At 53.6% G+C, this 24,295-nt stretch carries 23 protein-coding genes; 10 read left to right on the forward strand and 13 right to left on the reverse strand.

What is annotated here, in order from left to right; all coding sequences use genetic code 11:
• Positions 1 to 245: 245 nt before the first annotated feature.
• On the forward strand, positions 246 to 3,584 hold the full coding sequence (locus D7Z26_RS22725; protein ID WP_158602408.1) for an AAA family ATPase: 3,339 nt from the start codon (positions 246 to 248) through the stop codon (positions 3,582 to 3,584).
• A 70-nt stretch (positions 3,585 to 3,654) separates the two neighbouring features.
• Here D7Z26_RS22725 and D7Z26_RS22730 read toward each other — a convergent pair whose 3' ends face one another.
• Complete coding sequence (locus D7Z26_RS22730; RefSeq protein WP_120979308.1) at positions 3,655 to 4,374, reverse strand: stalk domain-containing protein; 720 nt, start codon at positions 4,372 to 4,374, stop codon at positions 3,655 to 3,657.
• A gap of 247 nt (positions 4,375 to 4,621) precedes the next feature.
• Between D7Z26_RS22730 and D7Z26_RS22735 the strand changes: the two genes are divergently transcribed.
• Positions 4,622 to 6,223 carry an S-layer homology domain-containing protein gene (locus D7Z26_RS22735; protein WP_158602409.1) on the forward strand — a complete coding sequence of 534 codons (1,602 nt, stop codon included), beginning with the start codon at positions 4,622 to 4,624 and terminating at the stop codon, positions 6,221 to 6,223.
• A 93-nt stretch (positions 6,224 to 6,316) separates the two neighbouring features.
• On the opposite strand, the gene D7Z26_RS22740 is transcribed toward D7Z26_RS22735, so the two are convergent.
• Positions 6,317 to 6,772, reverse strand: a complete 456-nt coding sequence (locus D7Z26_RS22740) for an SRPBCC domain-containing protein (RefSeq protein WP_120979310.1) — start codon at positions 6,770 to 6,772, stop codon at positions 6,317 to 6,319.
• 124 nt (positions 6,773 to 6,896) lie between these two features.
• Between D7Z26_RS22740 and D7Z26_RS22745 the strand changes: the two genes are divergently transcribed.
• Positions 6,897 to 7,718 carry a helix-turn-helix domain-containing protein gene (locus D7Z26_RS22745; RefSeq protein ID WP_233567132.1) on the forward strand — a complete coding sequence of 274 codons (822 nt, stop codon included), beginning with the start codon at positions 6,897 to 6,899 and terminating at the stop codon, positions 7,716 to 7,718.
• An 80-nt stretch (positions 7,719 to 7,798) separates the two neighbouring features.
• Here D7Z26_RS22745 and D7Z26_RS22750 read toward each other — a convergent pair whose 3' ends face one another.
• The gene (locus D7Z26_RS22750) at positions 7,799 to 8,230 is read right to left on the reverse strand and encodes a universal stress protein (RefSeq protein WP_158602410.1); all 432 of its coding nucleotides are present in this window, start codon (positions 8,228 to 8,230) and stop codon (positions 7,799 to 7,801) included.
• 119 nt (positions 8,231 to 8,349) lie between these two features.
• On the opposite strand from D7Z26_RS22750, the gene D7Z26_RS22755 reads away from it, so the two are divergent.
• A complete protein-coding gene (locus D7Z26_RS22755; protein WP_120979312.1) occupies positions 8,350 to 8,862 on the forward strand; it encodes an SdpI family protein in 513 nt (170 codons plus the stop codon).
• A gap of 27 nt (positions 8,863 to 8,889) precedes the next feature.
• Here the strand turns inward: D7Z26_RS22755 and D7Z26_RS22760 are convergent, their stop codons facing one another.
• On the reverse strand, positions 8,890 to 10,443 hold the full coding sequence (locus D7Z26_RS22760; protein WP_120979313.1) for a hypothetical protein: 1,554 nt from the start codon (positions 10,441 to 10,443) through the stop codon (positions 8,890 to 8,892).
• Positions 10,430 to 10,975: an RNA polymerase sigma factor gene (locus D7Z26_RS22765; RefSeq protein ID WP_120979379.1), complete on the reverse strand. Its 546-nt coding sequence runs from the start codon at positions 10,973 to 10,975 to the stop codon at positions 10,430 to 10,432. The genes D7Z26_RS22760 and D7Z26_RS22765 overlap by 14 nt, the downstream gene beginning before the upstream one ends.
• A 129-nt stretch (positions 10,976 to 11,104) precedes the next feature.
• On the opposite strand from D7Z26_RS22765, the gene D7Z26_RS22770 reads away from it, so the two are divergent.
• A complete protein-coding gene (locus D7Z26_RS22770) occupies positions 11,105 to 13,033 on the forward strand; it encodes an ABC-F family ATP-binding cassette domain-containing protein (protein WP_120979314.1) in 1,929 nt (642 codons plus the stop codon).
• A 150-nt stretch (positions 13,034 to 13,183) separates the two neighbouring features.
• On the opposite strand, the gene D7Z26_RS22775 is transcribed toward D7Z26_RS22770, so the two are convergent.
• From D7Z26_RS22775 to D7Z26_RS22790, 4 genes are all read right to left on the reverse strand, one after another.
• Entirely contained in the window at positions 13,184 to 13,810 is a 627-nt protein-coding gene (locus tag D7Z26_RS22775) for a class I SAM-dependent methyltransferase (protein WP_120979315.1), read from the reverse strand.
• 46 nt (positions 13,811 to 13,856) lie between these two features.
• Positions 13,857 to 14,645 carry an SDR family oxidoreductase gene (locus D7Z26_RS22780; RefSeq protein WP_120979316.1) on the reverse strand — a complete coding sequence of 263 codons (789 nt, stop codon included), beginning with the start codon at positions 14,643 to 14,645 and terminating at the stop codon, positions 13,857 to 13,859.
• A 1-nt stretch (position 14,646) separates the two neighbouring features.
• The gene (locus D7Z26_RS22785) at positions 14,647 to 15,417 is read right to left on the reverse strand and encodes a DODA-type extradiol aromatic ring-opening family dioxygenase (RefSeq protein WP_120979317.1); all 771 of its coding nucleotides are present in this window, start codon (positions 15,415 to 15,417) and stop codon (positions 14,647 to 14,649) included.
• Positions 15,418 to 15,479: 62 nt separating this feature from the next.
• Positions 15,480 to 16,139: an alpha/beta hydrolase gene (locus tag D7Z26_RS22790; RefSeq protein ID WP_120979318.1), complete on the reverse strand. Its 660-nt coding sequence runs from the start codon at positions 16,137 to 16,139 to the stop codon at positions 15,480 to 15,482.
• A gap of 164 nt (positions 16,140 to 16,303) precedes the next feature.
• On the opposite strand from D7Z26_RS22790, the gene D7Z26_RS22795 reads away from it, so the two are divergent.
• Positions 16,304 to 16,864, forward strand: coding sequence for a helix-turn-helix domain-containing protein (locus tag D7Z26_RS22795; protein WP_120979319.1), 561 nt, complete (start codon positions 16,304 to 16,306; stop codon positions 16,862 to 16,864).
• 291 nt (positions 16,865 to 17,155) lie between these two features.
• Here D7Z26_RS22795 and D7Z26_RS22800 read toward each other — a convergent pair whose 3' ends face one another.
• The 4 genes from D7Z26_RS22800 to D7Z26_RS22815 form a co-directional block, all read right to left on the reverse strand.
• Positions 17,156 to 17,548, reverse strand: coding sequence for an antibiotic biosynthesis monooxygenase (locus D7Z26_RS22800; protein WP_120979320.1), 393 nt, complete (start codon positions 17,546 to 17,548; stop codon positions 17,156 to 17,158).
• 105 nt (positions 17,549 to 17,653) lie between these two features.
• Positions 17,654 to 18,625, reverse strand: coding sequence for a 2,3-diaminopropionate biosynthesis protein SbnB (locus D7Z26_RS22805; RefSeq protein WP_120979321.1), 972 nt, complete (start codon positions 18,623 to 18,625; stop codon positions 17,654 to 17,656).
• A complete protein-coding gene (gene sbnA / locus D7Z26_RS22810) occupies positions 18,609 to 19,601 on the reverse strand; it encodes a 2,3-diaminopropionate biosynthesis protein SbnA (protein ID WP_120979322.1) in 993 nt (330 codons plus the stop codon). The genes D7Z26_RS22805 and sbnA overlap by 17 nt, the downstream gene beginning before the upstream one ends.
• A gap of 1 nt (position 19,602) precedes the next feature.
• Entirely contained in the window at positions 19,603 to 20,826 is a 1,224-nt protein-coding gene (locus D7Z26_RS22815) for a phenylacetate--CoA ligase family protein (protein ID WP_233567134.1), read from the reverse strand.
• A 162-nt stretch (positions 20,827 to 20,988) separates the two neighbouring features.
• Between D7Z26_RS22815 and D7Z26_RS22820 the strand changes: the two genes are divergently transcribed.
• From D7Z26_RS22820 to D7Z26_RS22835, 4 genes are all read left to right on the forward strand, one after another.
• Complete coding sequence (locus D7Z26_RS22820; protein ID WP_120979323.1) at positions 20,989 to 21,768, forward strand: YheC/YheD family protein; 780 nt, start codon at positions 20,989 to 20,991, stop codon at positions 21,766 to 21,768.
• 94 nt (positions 21,769 to 21,862) lie between these two features.
• Positions 21,863 to 22,186 (forward strand): TFIIB-type zinc ribbon-containing protein, encoded by a 324-nt coding sequence (locus D7Z26_RS22825; RefSeq protein ID WP_120979324.1) that lies wholly within the window; start codon positions 21,863 to 21,865, stop codon positions 22,184 to 22,186.
• Positions 22,187 to 22,368: 182 nt separating this feature from the next.
• Positions 22,369 to 23,238 (forward strand): ABC transporter ATP-binding protein, encoded by an 870-nt coding sequence (locus tag D7Z26_RS22830; protein WP_120979381.1) that lies wholly within the window; start codon positions 22,369 to 22,371, stop codon positions 23,236 to 23,238.
• Between the two features lie 92 nt (positions 23,239 to 23,330).
• Complete coding sequence (locus D7Z26_RS22835) at positions 23,331 to 24,293, forward strand: AAA family ATPase (RefSeq protein WP_120979325.1); 963 nt, start codon at positions 23,331 to 23,333, stop codon at positions 24,291 to 24,293.
• Positions 24,294 to 24,295 lie beyond the last annotated feature (2 nt).

Below are 24,295 nucleotides of genomic sequence, written 5' to 3' on the forward strand. Positions count from 1 at the left end.
TTTCGGCGTCGGCGGGTTTCGCGGCCGCCGAGAAAATCGCTTGGCGAACGCATAAAGTACGAAAAAACCGCTCCAATACGATTTGTAATATTGCGGGTGGTAGCGCCGACCGAAATATAATATTCTTTAGGAGAAGATACGCTGAAAGCATACATGTAAACGCTTAATTTCCGATAAACTCCATCAGCCGTTTGGTCAGTCCCTCATATTATTGCGGATCTTTTATATGAATGGGAGGGGATGGTTTGTCAGGCTTCAGCATTTATTTGTTAGGCGGTTTTAAACTCTCGATCGACGACGAAGAGTTGACGACCGTTATTTCAGCAGGAAAGGCCCGACTGCTATTGGCTTACTTGACTCTGGAGTTGGATAGGCCGATAAGAAGAAAACAAATCGCGTTCGATTTCTGGCCGGATTCCACCGAGAAGCAAGCCTTGTCCAATTTGCGCAAATTGCTTCATGATCTGCGCGAGAGTGTACCGCAAATCGACCGTTATATCGAAATCACTCCGACTTTTATCCGGTGGCGCGAGGAATTTCCTGTATATTCGGATGTAAGCCGATTCGAACGAGCGGCTCAAGGACACACCCTGAACGAGTTGAGCCAAGCGGCAGAACTTTATCAGGGCGAGCTTCTTCAAGGGCTCTATGAGTATTGGTTCGAAGCGAAAAGGGAACTGTTAGCCCAATCGTATTATCATGCTCTCGACAAGCTTATTACGATTTTAGAAAGCCGGCGGGAGTATTCGCTGGCCCTGTCTTTCGCGAACAAGCTGCTGATTCGAAATCATTTGCGGGAAGAAACGTACCGTTTATTGATGCGGCTGTATGCCTTAAATAAAGATTTGGCGGGCGTTATGCAAACTTACCGACAGTTGAACGAGCTGTTGCAAGCCGAGCTCGGAATCGAACCTACAAAGGAAACCGTACAGCTTTTTGAAACGCTCTGTAGAAGTGGCGGCGAACCATTGGCTGTCCCTCATGGCAAAGCCCAGTTGGTCAGCAGAATCGAACAATGGAAGAGCATGCAGGATGCCTGGAAGCAGGCATTGGAAGGCAGACCGTCCCTTCTCGTGTTGCGGGGAGAAGCGGGAATCGGAAAAACGAGATTGGCTTTGGAGTTTAAGTCATGGGCGGAGAGTCAAGGCATTCAGAGCTTATTCGCCGGATGTTATCCGTCTGTGAGATCGCTGTCCTATACCCCCGTCACCGCATGGCTCAGAAGCGTTTCCTTGCCGGAGGCCGCTCCTACCAGGCTGTCTGAATTGGCTCGTTTGCTCCCAGAGTTGTCGGAACGGTTCCCCGATTTGCCGCAACCGAATCCCGTTCAGGAAAACTGGCAGTTGAATCAATGGTATGAAGCGATCGAATGGATGCTTCTTGCCGCTCAGCCTCAATTACTCATCCTGGATAACATACAATGGAGCGACGCTGAATCGCTGCAATTTCTTTCTTATCTACTCCGCAGCGATTCCAAAGCCAAGCTGCTCATTATAGCTACGATGAGAACGGACGAATTTCCGGACGATTCCGTTGAACGGGTGATCTCCGAACTTCGAATCGAACGTAAAGTGATGGAAATCGAACTGGATCCATTCAACAAGCAAGAAACGAAATGGCTGCTGGCCGAAATCGTCGGCGAGGAGCTTGCAAACCTTCATGCAGCCGGCGTATATACGGAAACCGGAGGCAATCCGCTGTTTATCGTGGAGACGATACGAGAGTGGCAGGTGGGTGACGGCAACGGTGTATTTCGTCTTCCTCTTTCTGCGCAATCCGTCATTGAGAACCGATTATGCCAGCTAACGCTTCCGCAACGCCGGTTGGCATCGACAATTGCGGCAGTCGGAAGACCCGTGTTGGCGGCATTTATGGCGGTCGTATTGGATATAAAAGCGGAAGCGATGTTGGAAAGTTTAGAACGATTGGTTCAGGTGAAAGTGCTGCAAGAGGCTGGAGGCGGGAAGTATGATTTCACGCATGATCGAGTAAGGGAAGCCGCGTACAGGCTAAACAGCGATGGCAGAAGGCGCAGGTGTCACGGGCAAATCGCGCGTAGCCTGATCGCCTATCATCAAGAGCAATCCGAAGCGTTAGCTGCGGAAATCGCTCTTCATTACGAACTGGCGGGTATGGATCAGGAGGCCATCGTTTATTATGAAATGGCCGCACTGGCTGCGGAAAAAATGTACGCCAATGAATCCAGGATCAAATATTATCGAAAGCTGTGCAGCTTGCTGCCTGCTGAACGAATTCTTCCTGCTCTTATGAAGCTCGGCGATGCTTTGATGATCGTCGGGGATTGGAATGAAGCGGAGATCTCGTACAAGAATTGGCTTGAGAGGTTCGAATATCTCGTTCCGCTTCAGGAACGCGCTCTCTGCGACGTGGCATTGGGCAATTGTTTGCGTTTCCTGGGGAAATTCGAGGAAGCAAGGTTTTATCTGGAGCGGGCGCTTCGCTATTTCACCATGATGGAGGATCAAAACGGACTGAGTCTCGTATATGGTACGATCGGCGTTTTGTATTATTTCATGGCGGATTATGACCGATCGCTCTATTATTTGTTGGAAAGAATGGAATTGCCCAATGTCGGTCATCGAACTAAGGAGGATTGCCGATATTTCGGCTTTATTGGATTTCTGTTTTATGACCAATGCGATTACATACAGGCGATTCATTGGTTCAAAAGACAAATTGCGCTTGCTACGGAAATCGGGGACGAGTATTCCGTCGAGGGTGCGATGGGCGGATTGGCGCTCGTATATATGGAATTGGATGAAATGGATTTGGCTTTTGACTACGCCGTAGCCAAGATGGAAATCAGCAAAACGATCGGTGCCCGGATGGGCTTCGCTATGGCTATCGGGATGTTGGGCAAATATTATCATTTGCTAGGGGCCTGCGAGCTTGCTGAGATATGCCTCATCTTCAGTCTTGAAGAAGCGTTTCTGATCAAGGATTTGCATATCACTTCCGTTGTTCTCGGTATCGAGGGATGCAATCTAATGGTTCAGCTACGCTATGAGGAAGCGGGTCTCATGATTGAACGCTCGATTAGGCTGTCCAAGCAAGTGCAAATTCCTTTTTTCGAGTGCGAAGGGCTCTATTTCATGGGTTTGCTGAGGATGCGTCAGCGTCAATATGACATCGCCATGGAGAACGCGGAAGAAGCGCTCGTTATCGCAAAACGTCTCAAACGAAGGGATATGCAGGTTAGGGTCTTGATTCAACTCATCCAATTGAAGACGAGCAGGGGGCGGATCGGTTCCGCCGAAACTCTGAGCCAGTTGCAAGATATGCTCGAGTCATTCCCGGATTCTAGGGATCAGGCGGCCATTCGCTTCGCGATGTGGCAGCAGGATCCTGAATCGCCCGAACGCCGGCGATTGGCGCTTTCATTAAACGTAGAACTGTACTTGAAGTCGGGTAAACAAGAATATCTCGATCGAATCCAGGAAATGGACGGTGCAGTCGAATCGATCCAAGCGCGTCCCATGCCTCGTCTTGCAACCGAGGTTACGCAACGGATGACGTTCTCCAAGAGCGTTCTCCATGAAATCGATCGTTTTGTAAACAAATAGCGTTTCAAGAATGGAGAAATCCCCCCGATAAACCTTCCTGATGCAGCACAGGAATATCGAGGGGTATTCGTTATTTCACATAGCTATCCTTCAAAATGTAAAGAAGCGGTTTAACGGCTTGATTCTGTGCATCATAGGCGGATACGATGGCGTATTGGCTGCCTTGCAGGTCAATATCTATTTCCGTAACCTTTCCTTCCTCTAAGCTCATCTCCTTGGATAATTGCTGGTTGTTCGCATTGAGCACCCTGATTTTCATTGCAGATTCGGCGTACAAGGCCAGATGCAAAGTGTTATATTTTTTCCCGAAGTTGAATTTCGCGTTCGGCGATCCGTCATACCAACCTAACCCTACGTTTTCCGCGGTAAACGCGTAAGCCCCGTTGTATGTTTTACCCTCGAAAACAAGCTGCTTCTTATCGATCACATCGTAGGATTTCTCGCTCCAAAAATCGACTTTCACATCTTTCGAGAAGAAAGTGGTGACATCGATTTGGCCGTTGCCCTCTCCAAGTTCGATCGTTTGACTCGCAGCGTTCCATTTTACCGGAATTTGAAATGCGTCGGCGATAACCCTAAGCGGCAAATAGGTCGTTCCGTTATAAACGATAGGCAGCACCTGTGAGCCGCGGTCGTCCGTCGGACGCCAACTGGAGCCGTTTTTGACGAATTTGATGTCCTTATTGAGAATAGCTTTGATCTCGTTGATATTGCTTGCGGCGAATGCTCCGGTCGAAAGCGAGAGTAAGGCAGTAGCGACGAACAATAAAATCAACCCTTTTTTTTTCATCGATTTTCTTCCTCCATTATTCGTTTCGATTTCACAAGAGGAGTTTAGCAGTCACAACGCTTCAAAAGCGCTTCAAAATATCGAAAGCGGGATAACTGCCCTGAAGCGCTTTTGAAACGCCGTTTCTTTTAGAATGGATCTGAATGTTAATGGGGTTGAAGGGGGACTTTATCTGCATCGTATTTTCGTGAACAAATTCGCCAAAATTTTATTGCTTATGGCCGTTTTATTGTCAGTGGTTGTTCTATTGCCGACGCAGCGATCGGAAGCAGCGCAAATCAATCGCTTTTGGATTACCGATCCGATGACCAAAGCCCAGGTAACCTACGTCATAGCGGGTAAATTGTATAACATTGATTTCGATACCGATAAGGCAAGCACAACGAGTTTCGAGAACCGGAAGCTGGAGTATTCGACCGATAACGGTGCAACATGGGTCACGCTTGTCGGTGATTCCGGGAAGCAGTTCTGGACTCCGTATATTTACATGCCCATTGACCCGCGGTTGGTGTCGGCCAAGTTCCGTCTCAGTACCTATTTCAACCCGCTCATTGGAGATAGGCACTACTCGGAGAAGATTATCGGTCCCTACAAAATCCTTCAACCTGCATCTATTACGGATGCTATCGCGACGCCGAAAGAGGATGGAAAGGTAACGCTCACGTGGAACGACAATTCGAACATGGAATCGAATTATATCATTACCCGGTATGGGCCAGACGGAACTAAGACATTTTATAAAAATAACACAACGGATCATATCGGCCCGCTCAGCTATGACGACCAGACCGATTCCAAAAAGAGTTCGGTCTATATTTACAAGTTGTCCATGGTTATCGACCGGTATGGCCCGGATTACGGGACGGAAGACGTATATTTGAGCGTTAAAACGAAAGTTCCGCCTACGATTATCGATCAAATAAAGGATGTTCCAATCATCCAAACGAATCCCATCGACATTAAAGTCAACAAATATCTCGTGGATTTCGATCTTAATTTTGGTGATCTCAATAAAGTGGCTGTAAGCGGCGTGAAATTGAATGCCAAAGCAATCACATTAAATGTTGGGGAGACTCAGAAGTTGATAGCAGACGTCACTCCTGCGAACGCAGCGAATCGAGAAGTGACCTGGAGCATTGATTCCCAAATCGCGGATGTGGATAGTGCCGGCAAGGTAACGGGCCGGTTGGAGGGTATGGCGACCATTAAAGTAAAGTCCGTGAGCGGGGGATTTACCGATTATTGCGTCGTAACCGTAATGGGGACTCCGCAACCGCCAACTATGGAACCACCGCTGTCACCGATATCATCCAAATTTACGGATATTACGGGAAATGCAGCGAAAGCGGACATTGAGAAAGCGGTAGATTTAGGCGTCGTATTCGGTTATCCGGACGGAACGTTCAGACCTAATGAGAAAGTTACTCGTGCGGAGTTTGCGAGCATGCTCATTAGAGGGTTGAAGCCTGCCGAAGAAGGGAAACCGCTGCCTTTCATAGATAAAAACGAAGTTGGGGCGTGGGCACTGCCGGCGCTGGAGAAGGCCTATAAGCTTGGCATTATCCATGGGTACTCCGACAAGTCGATTCGGCCTAATAATAACATCACCCATGCGGAGATGATCGTCATGGTCGTCAACGCAGCCAAGCTCCCCTTGAACGACAAGCCTACTAGCCTTACAGACGACGGAGAACTTCCGAAATGGGCGAAACCTTCCGTTTCCACAGCAGAAGAGACCGGAATCATTATCGTCGGAGGCCTTCCGGACGGCAAATTCATGCCGCAGGCGTTAACTACCCGAGCGGAAGCCGCATCTGCTGTCGTTAGGATGTTGATGATCGGAAAATAGGCTAGCCATATGGAGGACTTAGGTGTCTTTTTAAAAATTCATCCCCTTCACGGCCTACGGGAGGCCGCGAAGGGGATGAATTTTATTCGGCGTTTACCAGCCGAAGTCGAGCGTCTTGCCCGTTTCCGCGTAAGTTTTTACGTTGCTTAAGATCATCGGCCAGCTCTCGGAGGTGCTTTCGAAGGAAGGATGATTTTCCGTCCAATTATCGTTGACGAGCGTTAGCTTGGTCGTACCCGTTTCCCCGACGGGCTCGAGCGTGATCGTGATGCGGCTCTTGAGCTCGGCGTGATTTTCCCGATAGGACGGTCCCGGATGCTCGAGTACGCTGAATACTTTGTGCGGTTCGAACGCGAGAATCTTACCGTAAACGTGAACGGTTTCGTCTCCGTCCGTCCCGGGTCCCACGTATTCATACGAACTGCCCTTTTCGAACGTAGATTGAATGACGGAGCCGAAGAAGGTGGCGCGAGTACCTTCGGGCTTGACGAATACATCCCATAATTTATCCGGCGTGACCCCGACGTAAATGACGAATTTCAATTCCATGGTTAATTCTCCTTTCAGAATTGGCGAATCGGCGATAACGTTTATCGAATCGAGTCTTTCACTATGATAAAATAGCCCCGTAGTAAAGTATTGTAAAAACGCGACAACCTCATGGAAGAAAGGAATGGAATCGCATATGGATCCGATCGCCGATCATTCTACCCGAGGAATCGTACAAGCCGGCCCCGGCAAAATGAAATACAAGCTTTCCCGTTACGATCCGGCGGAACGGTTACGGACTTTCGTTCAGCATTATTGGGTGGTCGAGTGGGACTTGAGGGGGCAAGAGCCTTATCGTCAGACAGTACTTTCCCATCCTAACGTTAATCTAGTGATAGAACGAGGAAATACGAGAATATACGGCATTTGGGAGAAGACGTCTACGCAAGTGCTTCAAGGCAAAGGAAGGGTATTCGCCGTTAAGTTTAATCCCGGCGGCTTTTATCCCTTCTGGCGGAAGCCTTTATCGAATTTGACGAGGCAAAGCCTCGCCATCGAGGATGTCTTCGGTACTGAGGCTTTAACGTTGGAAGAGGACATTTTGTCGAGGGACGACGTTGGATCGCAAGTCGAGCGCATGAACCGGTTCTTGCTTGAACGCTTGCCGGAACAACCGGACGATAACGTGGAGCTGCTGAACGAAATCGTGGCTACGCTAGTATCGGATCACGGAATTCTCAGGGTCGAACAGCTGGCGAGCCGGTTCTCTTTAGGGGCGAGGACAATTCAGAGGCTCTTCGACAAGTATGTCGGCGTGAGCCCGAAGGGCGTGATCCAACGTTTTCGTCTGCACGAGGTGACGGAACGGATCGAAAAAGGCGAGAACGTAGACTGGGTGCAACTTTCCCACGATATGGGGTATTACGACCAAGCGCATTTCATTCGCGACTTCAAAGCCATCATGGACAAGTCCCCCGAAGAATATGTCAGGGAAACCCGTCTTTAACGACAAGAAGATGGACGTAATGTCCATCTTCTCCGATGCCATGCTTATATTGCGTTCGGACGCCGCCGTTTAGGCAATCTTTACTTCATGATCATTACCGGTATTCGCGCATGAAGGATGACGTTATGGCTCACGCTGCCGACCATGAACTCCTTCAGGGAACTGAGGCCTCTGCTCCCCATGACGATCAAGTCGCAGTCGTTCCCCGCGGCATAATCCACGATGGAATCCGCCGGGGAACCCGCCAGGACTACGACGGCCGTATCGGGTAAGTCGCCCGTGATTTGCTTGATTTTGTCGATGACGGCGTTACCTTGCTCTTTGACCTGGTCTTGATACAAGTCCGGTTGTACGAAGGTCATGTCCGCGATGATTACGGGCTGCAGATTGATGGCGTGCGCTACCGTCAATTTACCCGCGGCGCCGCCTCTCACGAGCTGCATGGCTTTATCCAGCGCTTTGGCCGCCGGTTCGGATCCGTCATACGGAACTAAAATATGGTTAAAGATCATGGTTGCGCCTCCATCCATTGGTATACTTATCATTACCACGAAGAAGGCAAGCCTAAACCTTTCTAGTTTTGTTGCGTCCTTATCGTGCCCGAAGTTCATTATCGAAGGAGGTTAACGGGATGAACGATTCACTAACTAAAAGACCTAAAATCGAGGTTCCCCTAACGGGGGGAGAGCGAGCTCTCAGGCTGGCTACGCTTCTCTTGCTCATCGGGACGATCGTATATTTGGCGGTTAATTGGGAGAGCCTGCCCTCCAGAATCGCGACCCATTTCAACGGCAAAGGAGAAGCGGACGGATGGGGAAGCAAATGGACGTTATGGATTCTCCCCGCGATCTCCGCCGTTCTCTACGCGGGGTTAACTTGGTTAACCAGGTTCCCTCACGTATTTAATTATCCGGTGGCGATCACGGAACTTAACGCGGTTAAACAATACTCCCTTGCCAGGCAACTGGTAGGCTGGATGAATCTAGAGATCGTTGCCTTGTTCGGTTATGTCGTCATCGCTATCGTTCAAATGGCGAAAGGCGGCGGGGGCGGCGGCATCGGAATAGGGGCACTTCCGATTATTCTCGTCGTCCTGTTTGGAACGATCGGAGCTTATATTTTGCGCGCGATTAAAGCGCGTTAGAACAGTGCAATATTCGCGCGGAACCCGTCAATTCCAAGAAAATCCTTCCGGCCGGCTATCGATGCCGCCCGCCGATTCGTTGGCCGGGAGCATATACACCTTCTCGATTTTATTGTTAACCAGATCGTAGACGCCGAAGCCCTCGTACGGCATGAAATTCTCGTCCGCGAACGAATATCGGAACAGGAACTTCTTGCTATTCGGACTCCAGTCTACGAGTTGTTCTCCAGGGTCGAAGCGCGGCGCTTTGGCGGGATCTACGGCGTAGCCGTTGGCGGGATCGCCGATAATACGTTGGACGAGATCGAATTTGTCGCGGATTTCCCCCGTCTTCGCGTTCGCGAGCACGATCCATGAAGCCGTCTGTACCGCGTAGCGCGCGAATAACCACTGGCTATCCGGAGACCAGCCTAGGTCAAGAATCCCTCCGATGTCCGGAGTATAAACCGTTGTCGCTCGACCGTTCTTTGCCAGCCATATTTTACCGTCGTTAAATTTCGCCTCCCGGTATTTCACGAAAGCATAGGCTTTGCCGTCCGGAGACTTCAAGGATCCTTCGGCTTCCTCGTATTTCCCCTCCATTACCGACAAAGCGAAACGGGCCGCGTTCGCGACAAGTTCTTCCGGGTCATCGACCGACCGATTAAGCGCCGAGATAATCGCCTCATGACGGTCCACATTGTCGTACTCGACGATCCGGTACGCGGAATACCAACGTACCCGCGGCTTCGGCTCGCTTAAACCTTCCATTACTTGTTCGTAAGTCAAAGCATCCAACTGTTCCCCGACCGGATACTGGGTAAGCGCGCCATTGCGGTCGATTTCCTCCCACAGCGGTTGCGACTGAGACTTATCCGACTCCGGCGGTTTAGGGGTCTCCGTCGATTCCGGCGTCTGCGACTCCTCGGGCGAAGCTTTGTCCTCCACCGATATTTCGAAGCTCTCGGCAATCCGTTGGGCGGTATCGTCGTCCACGCTAGCCGTTTTAAAGTACAAATCGTAAGCGATCTTGCTCTCCGGCATCAGAAAATAATAATGGAGCTGCTCCTCGCTCGTCTGCACTTCGGCTGCGGCCGGCGAAGTGAGGATCATTCGCGTGCGGATGACGGTTGGCGCGGCAAGGTTATCGAGCATCCCATTCTCCACGACCTCGTGATGATTCGGATACAAGGCGGATATCGGTTGGTCGGGATAATAGGTGACGATGTCCACGCCGCCGATCTCCGTGCCGTTGCGGTAGAAGGTCGTATCATTGCCCAAGGAAGCGTCCCAGTCTCGCGGAACGACGAGTTTGTATTGGTTTTTGACGATTTGTTGTTCCGTCGGGTCGATCGCTGCCGACAGCGGTTCCTTCCGAACGACGTTGCAGTAGAAGAACGCCCCCGAGACGAGCGCGATCACAATCAGGGCAAACGATACGAGGTACGCGTGGCGAGAGAACTTACGATTCCGGCGCGGTGCATCCACGGGCGCTTGGAGTTCTCGCTCGACCGCATCCATGAGGGTCGGCGAAAATCTCCGTTGTCGGAACGGACGGTTGGCTAGTCTACGCTCGAGCTCATCGGCATCAGTTCGCGGCATCGTTCGAATCCCTCCCCATCAGATCGGCTAGTCGGCTGCGTGCTCGGTGCAGACGCGATTTCACCGTGCCGAGCGATATGTTCAAGTGCCGCGAGATTTCTTCCAGCGACATGTGGTAATGCGCGTTCAACAGAAGCGTTTCCCGGTATCGGCCGGGAAGCTGCATCACTTTGTCCCAGATGTCGTCGGAGTAGCTCCGTTCCATGTATTCGTTTTCCGCGGAGGGCTGAACTTGCTTCAGCATCCTTGCGTCGAGGCCGACCGTCCTGCGGAAAAACGCGAGCTTACGATGGGAAAAGGAGGTATTGCGGGTAATCTTGAGCAGCCACGTCTTTAAGGAGCTTTGCCCCCGGAACGCGTCGATGTTCTTATAGGCTTTAATGAACACCTCCTGGGAGATGTCGTCGGCCCAATCATGCTTGCGGGTAAGGAAATACGCGTAGTTCCATACGTCCTCGCCATATTGCTCCATGATCTCCCGAATATCGAAATGATCGATGGCGGACAAGTATTTCAAGTGTTCGTCGCTCATCCCGGCCGTCCCTTCCTCTTCCCGATAACAAACAGACTTCGCAGGGTGCCGTTTGGTTCCCGGATTCCGATAAAAATTTATGATATGATACGGATGATCGATTTCTTTGCCGAAAGAGGGTATTTTTCCATGCATCTATTATCCGTTGAAAATATAACCAAAAGCTATAGCGATAAAATGTTGTTCGAGAACGTGACGTTCGGCATCGAGACGGGCGACAAGATCGGCATCATCGGCGTGAACGGAACGGGCAAGTCCACGCTGCTCAAAGTTATCGCCGGACTCGAACCCGCGGATTCCGGCCGTATCTCGATCGGGCGCTCCGTCGCGATGCGCATGCTCGCACAGGATCCTGCTTTCTCGCCCGGAGAGACGGCGCTCGAGCATGTGCTCGGAGGAGATTCGCCGCAGCTGCGCGTCGTTCGCGACCACGCCGAGATCATGGCGGCGTTGGCCGTTCATCCGGAGGATCCAAAGCTGCAGGAGAGACTGATTTCCGCGAATCAGCGAATGGACGAGCTGGACGCGTGGCAGCTGGAGAGCGACGCCAAGGCCGCGCTGACGAAGCTGGGCATTCTCGATTACGACGCGAAGGTGGAGACTTTCTCCGGGGGGCAGCGCAAACGGGTGGCGATGGCCGCCGCGCTGCTACAGCCGTCCGATATTCTCATTTTGGACGAGCCGACGAACCATATCGACAACGATTCCGTCGCTTGGTTGGAAGGAATGCTGCAGAAACGCAAGGGCGCCCTGCTCATGATTACGCATGACCGGTATTTCCTCGATCGGGTGAGCAATCGCGTTATCGAGCTGGATCGGGGCCAAGCATATTTCTACGAAGCGAATTACAGCCGTTTCCTGGAGCTGAAGCTGGAAAGGGAAGAGCGGGAAGCGGCGTCCGAAGCGAAGCGCAAAAACCTGCTTCGCAACGAGCTGGCTTGGATTCGACGCGGAGCGCAGGCGCGTTCCACCAAGCAGAAGGCGCGGATCGACCGTTTCGAGGCGCTGAAGTCGCAGGGACCGAAAGCGGCGGCAGGGAAGATGGACGTATCCGTCGCTTCTTCGAGGCTGGGCAAGAAAATCATCGAGATCGAACATCTGACGAAACGCTACGGCGATCGTACGCTGATCAAGGACTTCAGCTATATCGCCGTGCCTGAAGATCGAGTAGGCATCGTCGGCCGCAACGGGAGCGGCAAATCTACTTTGTTGAAGTTGATCGCGGGTAAGCTCGAGCCTGATTCCGGGAGCGCAGAGCTGGGGCCAACCGTGAAACTGGGCTGGTTCAGCCAAGAGCACGAGGAGATGGACGAGTCTCTCCGCGTGATGGAATACATTCGCGAAGGCGCGGATCAAGTGAAAACCGCCGACGGCTCGACGATTTCCGCCGGGCAGATGCTGGAGCGGTTCCTATTCGAGCCGGCGATGCAGTGGAGCGTCATCTCCAAGCTGTCCGGAGGCGAGAAGCGCCGATTGCAGCTGCTTCGGGTGCTCATGAACGCGCCTAACGTACTGCTGCTCGACGAACCGACCAACGACTTGGACATCTCGACGCTCACGATTCTGGAAGATTACTTGGACGATTTCCCCGGCGTCGTCGTTACCGTATCGCATGATCGTTACTTCCTCGATCGGACGGTCGACCGTATATTGGCGTTCGAAGGAGACGGCGTCGTCACGCACCACGTAGGCAATTATTCCGATTACCGGGAGACGGCGGAACGGCAAGAAGCGCAGCGCCAAGCGGCTGCTGCGCCGGTCAAGGCTCCCGCGACGGGAGCTTCGGAGAAGCCCGAGGGCAAAGAGCGCCCGGTGCTAAAGATGTCGTACAAGGATCAGAAGGATTTCGAGCAGATCGACGGATGGATCGCCGAGACGGAAGAAGCCATTAAGGCGGTGGCCGGGAAGATGGAAGCGGCGAGCAGCGATTCCGTCAGGCTGCAAGAGCTTGCCGAGGAGCAGCAAGGATTGGAGACGAAGCTCGACGGCCTCATGGAGCGATGGACCGAGTTGAATGAGCTCGCGGAGCAGATCGCGGCGAACAAGAATAACAAGTGACGGTTGTTGGGGCGAGGGATGTCGGAGATTCAGAGGCCAAGAGAGATCCTTGCGGCTCGATCCTGCTCCCCTTGTCGCCAAAAGCAACAATGGCGAGTCGTAGCCTCGAAATGAACAAAACCGTCAGGGAAACTTCCCTGACGGTTTTGTTTATTTGCGTTTGCGCAGCAGCAACGATTGGAAGTGAGGGGAGCGCGAGCTTTCGTCGAGCAATTCCGCGTGAAAGTCCTCTACTTCGAACAGACGCTTCGCGACCTCTTGAATTTCTTCGTCCGAATACATCGAGAAGAAGCGTTTCGGCTCGTAGTGGTCTTCATCCCATACGCCTTCTCTGCTCTGTCCTCCGTACAGGCCCAGATAGAACAACCCCCCGGGCTTGAGCACGCGGCGGACCTGCTCCAGAACCGAGTCCAGCTCGGCTTTAGGCACGTGAAGAAGCGAATTCATAGCATAGACGCTATCGAAGCTTTCCGGCTCGAAGCTAAGCTCGCTGAAGTCCATTCGCCGGGCGTCGAGGCCCTTCTCCCGGCAAATCCGGACCATCTCGTCCGACAAATCCACGCAGACGACTTCGAAATGGTTTTCCTGGAAGTAAAGGCCGTCGCGGCCTGTGCCGGAGCCTAACTCCAGAATCGAATTCAAGTCCTCTTCCAGTATCGATTGCATGTATTGCTGGCGTTCTTTGAACTTCCAAGGCGCCATCTTAACGCCGTCTCTCTCGTTGGCATGGCGGTTATACGTTTCCCTTAACCGCTCTTTCTCTTCGTTCATCGGCATCGTTCTGCGTCCCCCTCATTCGGTTACGCCCATTATACCATTTAACCTATATCGCTCTCACCATTCCGCCATCGACGAGCAACGTTTGCCCGGTCGCGTACGTGTTGGCGAACGAGCCGTAGAAGACGACGTAGCGCGCGAACTCCTCGGGAGTCCCCATCCGTGCGAGCGGAATGAGCGAAGTCGCTTGAGCTTGGATCTCTTCAAGCGTCGCGGCCCGATCCTGAGCGCGCTTGCGATCCAGTTCGAAGATCCGGTCGGTCGAGATTCGGCCCGGAGCGACCGTATTGATCAGAATTCCGTCCGGGGCGAGCTCCGTCGCCAGGCTTTTCGTGAGCGCTTGAACTCCCGCGCGGAATACGTTGGATAGGATCAACCCTTCGATCGGCTGCTTAACCGAAGTGGATGCAACGTTAACGATGCGTCCGCCGCCGTCCGCGCGTAGAGCCGGCAACGCTTCGCGAATGAGCCGTATCGTGCTCAGCAGGTTCAGTTCGAATCCCGTCTGCCAATCGTTATCGGCCATGTCCGCGAAATTCCCGCCCGGAGGACCTCCCGCGTTGGTGACCAACGCGTCGAGACCTCCGTGAGCCGATACGGCGGCGGCAATCGCCTGCCGAATATCGACTTCGTTGCGGACGTCCATCTTCGCGATAACCGCTTGGTGCCCGGTAGCGGCACGAATGTCGTCCCGTGCTTGCTCGAGTTGCCCAAGATCGCGGCTCGCGATCGTTAACCGGGCGCCTTCCTTGGCGTATTCGAGCGCGGAAGCTTTGCCTAGCCCTTTGCTTGAAGCCGCGACGAATACCGACTTTCCTTGCAATCCCAAATTCATGTTATTTGAACTCCCAACAGCACAAGCTTAATGTGCCGAGTTGATAGCTGCGGTGAAGCAGCTTCGCTTGCCGATTCGCGTCGCCGGTGCCCATCGCCAGCAATAGCGGTATAAAATGCTCGTTCGTCGGAACGGCGTCGCGCGCGAACGGAGCCAGTTCCTCGTACCGGAACAGCGAATCCGTATCCCATGCCTCGATTTTGTTTTGCAGCCAGCCCTCGAACTCGGTTGACCACTGCTCGGGTTCCTGCGCCCGCCAATTCAACCTGCGCAAGTTATGGACGGTGCCGCCGCTCCCAATGATGAGAATATCCTTTTCGCGCAGCGCGGACAAGGCTTTGCCGATTCGATATTGTTGTTCATTCGTCAGGTAACGATTCACCGAGAGCGCCACGACCGGAATGTCCGCATCGGGGTACAACAGCTTTAGCACCGCCCAGGCGCCATGATCCAATCCTCGTTTAGCGTCCATGACGTTAGGGATGCCGTGCTCATTGAATAACTTACGAATTTCCTCGCTGACCGACGCTTCCCCGGGAGCAGGATAGGTCATTTGATATAACTCGTCTTGGAAGCCGGAAAAATCGTAAATCGTGCCGTGCGTATCGACGTTGCTGATCGTCTGCTCTTGGTTTTCCCAATGCGCGGAGAACAGCACGATCGCTTTCGGTTTGGGCGATTCCTTCGCGAAGTTTTTCAAGAAATCCGTGTAGGCATGTTGTTCGAGTACAAGAGAAGGCGCGCCATGCGCGAAGAAGTAAGAGGGCATCATAATAGTAGTCTCTCCTTTTAATATCGTTAATTTGTTAGGGGGTTAAAGGGTTGTGCGTATCGTCAAGCTTCATTCGCGCACGCGTCCCGGCGAAGCCAATCCGCGTAATCGCTTTGATTGCCGGGCGAAACGCCATGGTCCGTCGGATAAATCTTGAACGTTAGATTCCGCGTTTTCCGTTGCAGATAGGCTTCGTTCTCGTAACCGATGCGAACCGGAAATACGGAGTCGAATTGCCCGTGCGAGACGAACATCGATACGCCGTCCGTTGGCCGAAGGGCATATTCCGTCTTCACGAACTCGGGAATATAACCGTTTAAAGCGACGATGCCTTTTAATTGCTCGCCCATCGTCAGCGCCAAGGTCATCGATAAGATCGCGCCTTGGCTGAAGCCGAGCAGGTAACGTCGACTTGGATCGATCGGATGATCGTTAGTCGCGTTAAGGATAAACTCCGTTAATTGGGCGACCGCGCGGTCGAAGCTCTCGCGAATCGGGTTGCCGAGACCTCTCAGCTCGTAATATTGGAATCCCGCGCCCAAGAGCAGGTCGCCGCGGATATGAACGAGGATGAATTCATCCTCCAAATCGGATGTTAAATCCGCCATGTTGCGTTCGTTGGAGCCTTTGCCGTGCAGGGTAAACAAGGTCGGATATTTCTTGCCGGGTTCAAGGGCGGCAGGTAACCGGATATCGTAAATGTAGGGTTGATCAGCGTTCATTCATGCTCCTCCTTATTAGCTGTCTCGCTCGAAAAATATTACTTATAGAGATGTAAATTTTATATCGCTAATATAACTCCGTTGATCTAGACTGTCAAACATTTTATTGTTAATATAAAATTAAATTCAGTATTACTAATATTTCAGATCGGGGTGACCCTTGTATGGATATCGGTTCCACCATTCGCGCGATCCGCAAGCGCAAGAGCATTACGATCGCCCAAATCTGCGAAGAGACGGGCTTGTCCCAAGGCTTCATGAGCCAGGTCGAGACGAACAAGACGTCTCCCTCGATCGCGACGCTCGATAGTATCGCCAAGGCGCTGAACGTTCCGTTAACTTATTTATTGATGAAAAAAGAAGAGAGAATGACGATCGTCCGCAAAGAAGAGCGCAAAGCGACGACGAGCGGGAGCGAGAAGCTTAAGGTCGAACACCTCAGCGCATCCAAGGGCATCAAGCTGATGCTCGTCGAATTCCCGCCGGGCGCTTCCACGGGGGAAGTTCCGCATGCGCATCAGGGGGAAGAGTCGCATCTCGTGCTGCAAGGCAAGGTGTTGGCCGAACAAGGAGAGGATTCCGCATTGCTGGAGGAAGGCGATTCCTTTAGCTGGAACGCCTGCGCGCCTCATCTGGTCAGGAACGTCAGCGACGGGATCAGCGTCGTGCTCATCGCCGTCCGCACGGAGACGGAAACGGAGTCGGAGGCGGATTTCGCCGGGTGAGGGGTTTGTCGTGAAATTCGGATGGACGAGGGGAGTTTATCCGAGGTCTTTCGTAGTATGAAAAAACCTGCGAAAGTGCAGTATTTTTCTCAGGATAGTCCAGTGCCAGCCATAAACCTGCAAGTATGCAGTTTTTCTGAGTCGTTTGGTCATTAACGAGCCAGAACTCATAAAAAAACTGCCTATTTGCAGGTTTTTAGACTTACTGAAGCCATTCTTCGAAATAAAGCTGCGTATTTGCAGGTTTTTTTGCGAAATGAGGTTTGATTTTGCGAGTAGCCTTCTTACTTCTTACTCCGCTTCCGGATAAGAGAACGCGACCTCGTGCACGCTAAGCTTAGCGCCCAGCATGATGCCCGAGCCCGGCTTCGGTTGCTCGCCGTGTGCGCCGCCGCCATGGCCGCCGTGGCTCGGTTGCCCTTCGGGAGCGGCGCCTTCCGGTTTGGGGCGGGAATGGGCATGAGCCTGCTTAAAAGCGTCGCTGTTTACCCAACCGTCGAAAGCTTCCCGGCTCTCCCACGTCGTGCAAACTTTGAGCTCGTCATGCTCTTCGCCGGCTTCCGTCAACAGTTCCATGCGAACGAAACCGGGCGCATGCTGCACGCCCTTCGGGTTCTTGAAGCGTTCGGCGATTTCTCCTACATGGCCGGACTTGATTTTAATCGTATTGATGGCAACGATCATATTGACTCCTCCTTAACATTGGTCGCTCCCTACCAGTGTAACAAACCGGGAGCTCAAACCGAAATGAGGGAGAGCAAGCTTAATGATCGGCCAATCAAGTCCGCCTTAATCCTCCAACGTAACGCCGATGCTTCGACGCATCGCCTCCCGCCAATAATAAGCCGCCAGTGCCAGATCGAAGGCGGCCATTCCCATGGGGTTGAAGAAAATCGGCTCGGAAGCGGGCACGGTCCGCAGCGCCCCTCCGAACGCGACCTCGCGTAACGTCGTCGTATCTTTCTCGGTTAATCCCGCTTGCAGATGAAGCAACTCGATGTCGGTATTTTCCCGGCATACTTCCCGCCAATCGTCCACGACGACCGTACCGATCCCGCTCGAGCTCTCCGCCGTATACTCCCGAAGCGAGATATTCATGAGCAACGCTCCGGCTTGGGGAGGTTCGTCGATATAACGCTCGGCCGAGGAAGTGCACGTGAAGACGATATCGCGATCCCAGTAAGCTTCTTGCCAAGTCGGCACGATGACGGCTTTGGCTTGCAAGGAAGGATCCCGCGCCGACTGCGGCTCGATGCCTCTAAGGTCGAATAGCCGGATGTCATCCACTTCGGCACCGTGCTGCGCCATCAGCATGCCGATCTGACTGCGGCCGATCGGTCCCCACCCGATTACGCCTACGCGATACCCGCTCCGTCTCTTCAGCTTCATGTATTCGCGAAGCATGATCGCGCTGACCGCCGCGGTCCGCAGCTCGCTCAGCAGTCCGCCGTTAATGATCGCAACGGGGACGCCGTCCGCGGGATCGTTCAACACGATCGCGCTGTGCGCCCGGGGTTTGCCCCGCGCAAGGTTGCCGGGGAAGCTGGCGATCCATTTAATGCCGCTGATGTCCGCGTCTCCCCCGACGTACGCGGGCATCGCGATGATCCGGTTCGCCGGGTTCCCGTAACGCAAGTAAGGCTTCAGAGGCTGCGAGACGGCTTCGGTGCCCATAATCCGCAGCGTCGACTCGATTCGGTCGATGAGCAAAGGCCATTCGATTCCGATCTCGCGAATATGCCCGTCATTCAAATAAAGCATGCCGTCGCACCCAATCCTCGTCGAAGACGGTATCGAGATATCGTTCTCCCCGGTCGGGCAAGATCGCCGCGCATATGGCGCCCGGCGGAATCTCGTCAGACAAGCTTCTGATCGCGGACACGATGCCTCCCGATGAAGCGCCCGCCAGAATCGCTTCGCTCCGAACGAGATCCATGCATCCCGCTACGCAGTCGCGCTCGGATACGTAGACGACCCGGTCGACCAGCTCGGGCCGGCTAAGGGAAGGCGCGATCGCCGCGCCCAACCCCGGGAAGCGTCGGTTCCCCCTATTCCCGCCGAAGATGACGCTCCCGACCGCATCTACCGCGATGATGCGAGTGGGATTTCCGCTATCCTTGAGCTTCTCCGCGCAGCCCCGAAGCGTGCCGCACGAGCTGACTCCGCAGAACAAGTAATCCAGTCGCGGCAGCGCGCTCAAGATTTCCGACATCGTGCCTTCATAGTGCGCCAAGTAGTTGTTCGGATTGCCGTATTGATTCGTCCAATAGCTATTCCGGATGCTCTTGCGCAGCTGCTGAACGCGTCTGATGCGGGCGGGCAAATAATCGCCGCTCGCGGAATCCGGCTGCTCGACCCTTTCGATCTCCCCGCCCAGACATCGGATGAGTCGCAGGTGGGTATCCGTCGTACGGGGATCGACGACGCAGATGAATCTCAACCCGAGAATTCTGCAGAGCTGCGCCAAGCTGATGGCCATATTGCCGGAGCTCGATTCGATGACGGTCGTCCCTTGACGGACGTCTCCGGTCCGAATCGCTTCGCGAAGAATGCGGAGGGCAGGCCGATCCTTGGAGCTTCCGCCGGGATTCATCATCTCGAGCTTGGCATGCACCTCGAAGGACGCATCCGCGAATAGTCGCCGCAAGGGAACTAACGGCGTGTTGCCGATCGTGCTGCCGATACCGTTCAGAATATCCCGTTCGTTCAGAAGCTCCTCGCGCCTGTCCTCGCGCATCTCATGTCGCCTCCCCGTCGCGGAAAATCTTTTTGTGCTTCAGCACCGAGCCGTCGTAAGTTACCTTGGCGGGAATGACCCTCAGCGCGTCCAGCATTCCGCCCCGAATCATTACTCCGATCTCCGGAATGCGATCCGCCAGCTCGCGCTCGATCCGTTTGAACACTTCCGGACGCCGTTCCTCGCTATCTACGTGGACTTCAAGCTTGTTGTCGACGGCGCGAATGCGGATATGCGCTTCCTTCAGATGGCGATAGACGACTTCTTCGATGTCGTAGACGCTGATTTTCTCCCCATGCTTGAGCTCCGTTCCGACACGCCCGACGATCGCCTGAAAGCTCTGTCTCCAATGCCCGTCGACGAGAATCGGCCGCAAATCTCTCACGATATCGTAAGTGACGTACCTGAGCGCGGGAAAAAGCTCCCTGGCGTAAGAAGTAAGAACGAGCACGGAGTCCGTTTCCTGCAACGGAGCCATATCGCTAGCCAACTCATCCGCCGGAATGCCCTCCGCGTCGATGCCATCGGCGAAGAGGTAACGGCCGTGCTCATGGGAGTAATAAGCGATCGTGCCGATCTCTATCGAGCCGTAGGTGTCGGTAATGTCGCGCGGTGCGAGCTTCAGACGTTCGGCAACGCTATGAATCCAAGCGGGGGAAGCAATCTCGCCGACGAGCACGACATGGCGAATGCCGTAAGAGGCTGGATCCTCTTCGGACGCGAACAGCAGATGGTCGAGGATGGAGGGCATCGTATAGAGGACGTGAGGGCGAAGCGTCTTCAACCGGTCAAGATGCTCCGAGATCGGCCTCCGGAAAGAAATCGATTCCGCTTCAAGGCCGATTTGACCGAAAATGTCCAAAGCCGTGCTCGCGGCATGACCTGTTCCCATATCGGACAAGGCCGTGCGGGCGCCGGTCGGCGCAAGGGTGCGGCTGAACAGCTCGGTTTTGATACGGATATACCTTTGTTCGTCCTCCTCGGAGTAATAAATGGTTTTGCGGTGGCGGGAGCTCGTGCCGGACGTTCGATAACAGGTGACGTTGCTTAAACCGGCGAAGGGTTGAGCCATCCCGTAATAAAATCGTTCGAGCACGTCGCTCGTCATCAGCGGGGGCTGAGGCGGTAGGGTTTGATCCGTCCTTCGGTCGCCGAGCAAAAGGCCGTACCAGGGAAACCGTTCGAGCACTTGTTCGATTTTGGCGGCGAATCGGCGATCTTCCAAGATGGGTTTCCTCCGCTTCCGATAAAGGCGTTAATCATGTATATGTGCGGCAGGCGCACAGGTTCTTCGGCATGCATGGGCATCAGCCCTTCCTTCTCGCATGAAAAACCATATCTTGTATAACGGCATCGCTCGCTAGGCGATCGAAGGAGGAAGAGGCAGATGAACCATTCGACGGCAGTCTCCAGCAAATGGACCAAAACGAAAGTGCTAACCGGATCGGCTTACTTGGACGCTCATATCCCGACCACGCTTAGAATGACAGAAGCGTCGCTGCGGAGACTTCTCGGATCGTTCGGATTGGCGTACGTGAAACCGGAATCCGGCTCCTGCGGAGTCGGCGTCATGCGCGTCGAACGGGAGGCGGGGAGGTGGGTCGTTCGAGATGGGATTAAACGCTTTTCTTTCGGATCATACCGGCAGATGTACCGTTGGTTGGCCGGAAGGACGGCAGGCGTTTCTTATTTAGCGCAGAGAGGCATTCGCGTTTTGCATTATCGGAGGAGACCGGTGGACTTCCGAGTGATGATCCAGAAAGGGAAGAAGGTCGGATGGCAAGTGACCGGCACGGCTGCCCGGGTGGCGCATCCTAGGAAAGCGGTAACGAACGGTAGCCAAGGAGGAAGCATATTCGAAGCGTCGATATTACTGCGCGGACTGACGGGACATGAATCGAGTGTTCGCCTGCTGCGGGAGTTCAACGGATTGGCTCGCGCGACGGCGCATCGCTTCGCCCGCTCTTATCCCCGAATGCGGGAGTTCGGGCTCGATATCGCGGTCGATCGCAAGCATCGGACTTGGATATTGGAAGTGAATACGCGGCCGGATCCCTGTCCTTTCGCCAAGCTGGCGGATTCCTCGATGTTAAGAAAAATCGTAAGCTTCGGCCGCGGTTACGGGCGTTCTTACAACTTAAGCTGCAAAAAGGCACGGCGGGGTTAGGTGTAGCCTCTAGAACTGCGCGGCAAATTCCCGGAAACCTCCGTTGAAGCTCTCCGTAGTATAGAGGGCAAACCGTTTAAGGAGGAGGAAGGAAATGAATTGTCCGGTATGCGAAGGTTCGCGCATGAAGGAAGTAGAGAAAAACGGCATCCTCATCGACATCTGTCCAACCTGCAAAGGCGTATGGCTCGACCGGGGTGAATTGGACAAGCTGATGCAAGACGTTAGCGAGGTTCGCCAGGATTACAACGAGTGGTATTACGGCGATTCGCCGAGGGTACAAGAGCCTCGGAAACCGCAGCAATCTTACCCTGCCCATCAGTCGCAGTCGCATTCGGAACATAACCGCTCCTCGTACCCGCCGTATAAGAAAAAGAAAAAAAGCGTCATGGACGTTTTCGGAGACTTATTCGACTAAGCAGGAATTCCCATTCGCCTCGGCGCTTGCCGGGGTTTTTTCGTGCTCCACGTCGAAGAAGTGACGATCCATTGAAATTAATGAGAAAATTACCCGATGCCATTGACAATAGAATTGAGAACGATTATCATTCAAATCGAAGGTTTAAATGAGAATAGTTTTCAATGGAGGGCGATGCGACGATGTCACGGTTAAACACCAATCAGTTATCCCTCGCATATGGCAACCGGAATATCGTGCGGGAGTTAAACCTGCAAGTTCCCGACGGTTTGATTACCGCGCTAGTGGGAGCGAACGGGTCAGGCAAATCGACGATTCTGAAGTCTTTGGCGCGTATACTAGCTCCGGCTCAAGGCGGAGTTTATTTAGATGGCAAGCTGATCCACCGTCTTCCTACGAAGGAAGTAGCGAAGCAATTGGCGATATTGCCGCAGAATCCGTCTGCTCCGGAAGGACTCACGGTTCGGGAGCTCGTAGCTTTCGGCCGGTATCCCCACCAGAAGGGCTTCGGCAACCTGACCTCCGAAGACAATCGTATGATCGACTGGGCGATTCAGGCTACCGGCATGTCCGCGTTCGGAGATCGGGCCGTAGATCATTTGTCCGGCGGCCAACGTCAACGAGCATGGATCGCGATGGCCTTGGCGCAAGGCACGGAAGTCCTGTTGCTCGACGAGCCGACGACGTTCCTCGACATGGCTCACCAGATGGAAGTCATGAACCTGCTGGAGAAGCTCAACAAAGAGCAGAAGCGTACGATCATCATGGTCGTGCACGATCTGAACCATGCGGCTCGTTACGCGCAGCATCTTGTGGCGCTGAAAGCGGGAACGGTTCTCTATGAGGGGCACCCGGAAACCGTCATGACCTGCGACATGTTACGGGACGTGTTCAACATCGACGCCGATATCATTCCGGATCCGCGCACGGGAGCGCCTCTCTGCCTGCCTTACGGGCTGGTGGAGGATCAGGAGAGCGAAGCGTCCCCAAGTCTGGTTGCGGCTAACGTACAGGAGCCTATCGAGCGGCAAAGGGTTCAAGCCATGGCGTAAAACGTTCATCGTTTATATAAAGCATAGAAATAGCTATTCACGCCCTTCTCCGACATTGTTAAAATGTAGAAAACGGAGGAGGGTGTTTTTGCGTGGAAAAAGGGATTCTCGAGCAGAAGCTTAAGGCGATAACGAATAACATTAGCTCCGTGGTCATTGGCAAAGAGCAAGTACTGGAGCATCTGCTCATCGGGTTGCTGTCCGGAGGGCATCTCATTCTTGAAGACGTGCCCGGGACGGGAAAGACGCTTCTCGCCAAGTCGCTCGCGAAATCTTTGGCTTGCCGGATGAACCGCATCCAATTCACCGCGGACTTGCTTCCTTCCGACGTGACCGGAATCAATTTCTATAACCAACAAGCAGGACGATTCGAGCTGCGCCAAGGGCCGGTATTCGCGAACATCCTGCTTGCGGACGAGCTGAACCGCGCCACTCCGCGTACGCAATCCAGCTTGCTTGAGTGCATGGAGGAACGGCAAGTAACGATCGACGGGGTAACGTATCCGCTCGAAGCCCCCTTTATGGTCATAGCCACGCAGAACCCGATCGACAACCACGGAACGTTCCCGTTGCCCGAAGCGCAACTGGATCGGTTCATGATGTGCGTGTCGATGGGCTATCCGACGGAAGTTGAAGAGCAGGCGATCTTGCGGAGGTTTACGCAGAGCAATCCGTTGGAGGAGCTGAACCCCGTGCTCGGCCGCGAAGAAGTGATCGAGCTTCAGGCTCTTGTTCCGACGGTATTCGTCAGCGGCGATGTCTATCGTTACTTGATCTCGATCGTATCGGCGACGCGACTGCATCCCGAAATCTCTTTCGGGGTAAGCCCGAGGGGGAGCCTCCAATTGCTGAAGGCCGCCCAGGCAAGGGCTTTGCTTCACGGGCGGGATTTCGTCGTGCCGGATGACGTGAAGGCGCTGGTTAAACCGGTTCTCGCTCATCGGATCATTCTGAAGGACACGTTCCGGGGCGAGACGAACGGGGCGGACGAGCTGCTCGATACTTTGATCGCGGGAATTCCGGTCCCGACCGAAGCCGCGCTGGAGACGAGGTAGGT

This window comes from Cohnella endophytica (genome assembly GCF_003628305.1).
GTDB classification, from domain to species: domain Bacteria; phylum Bacillota; class Bacilli; order Paenibacillales; family Paenibacillaceae; genus Cohnella; species Cohnella endophytica.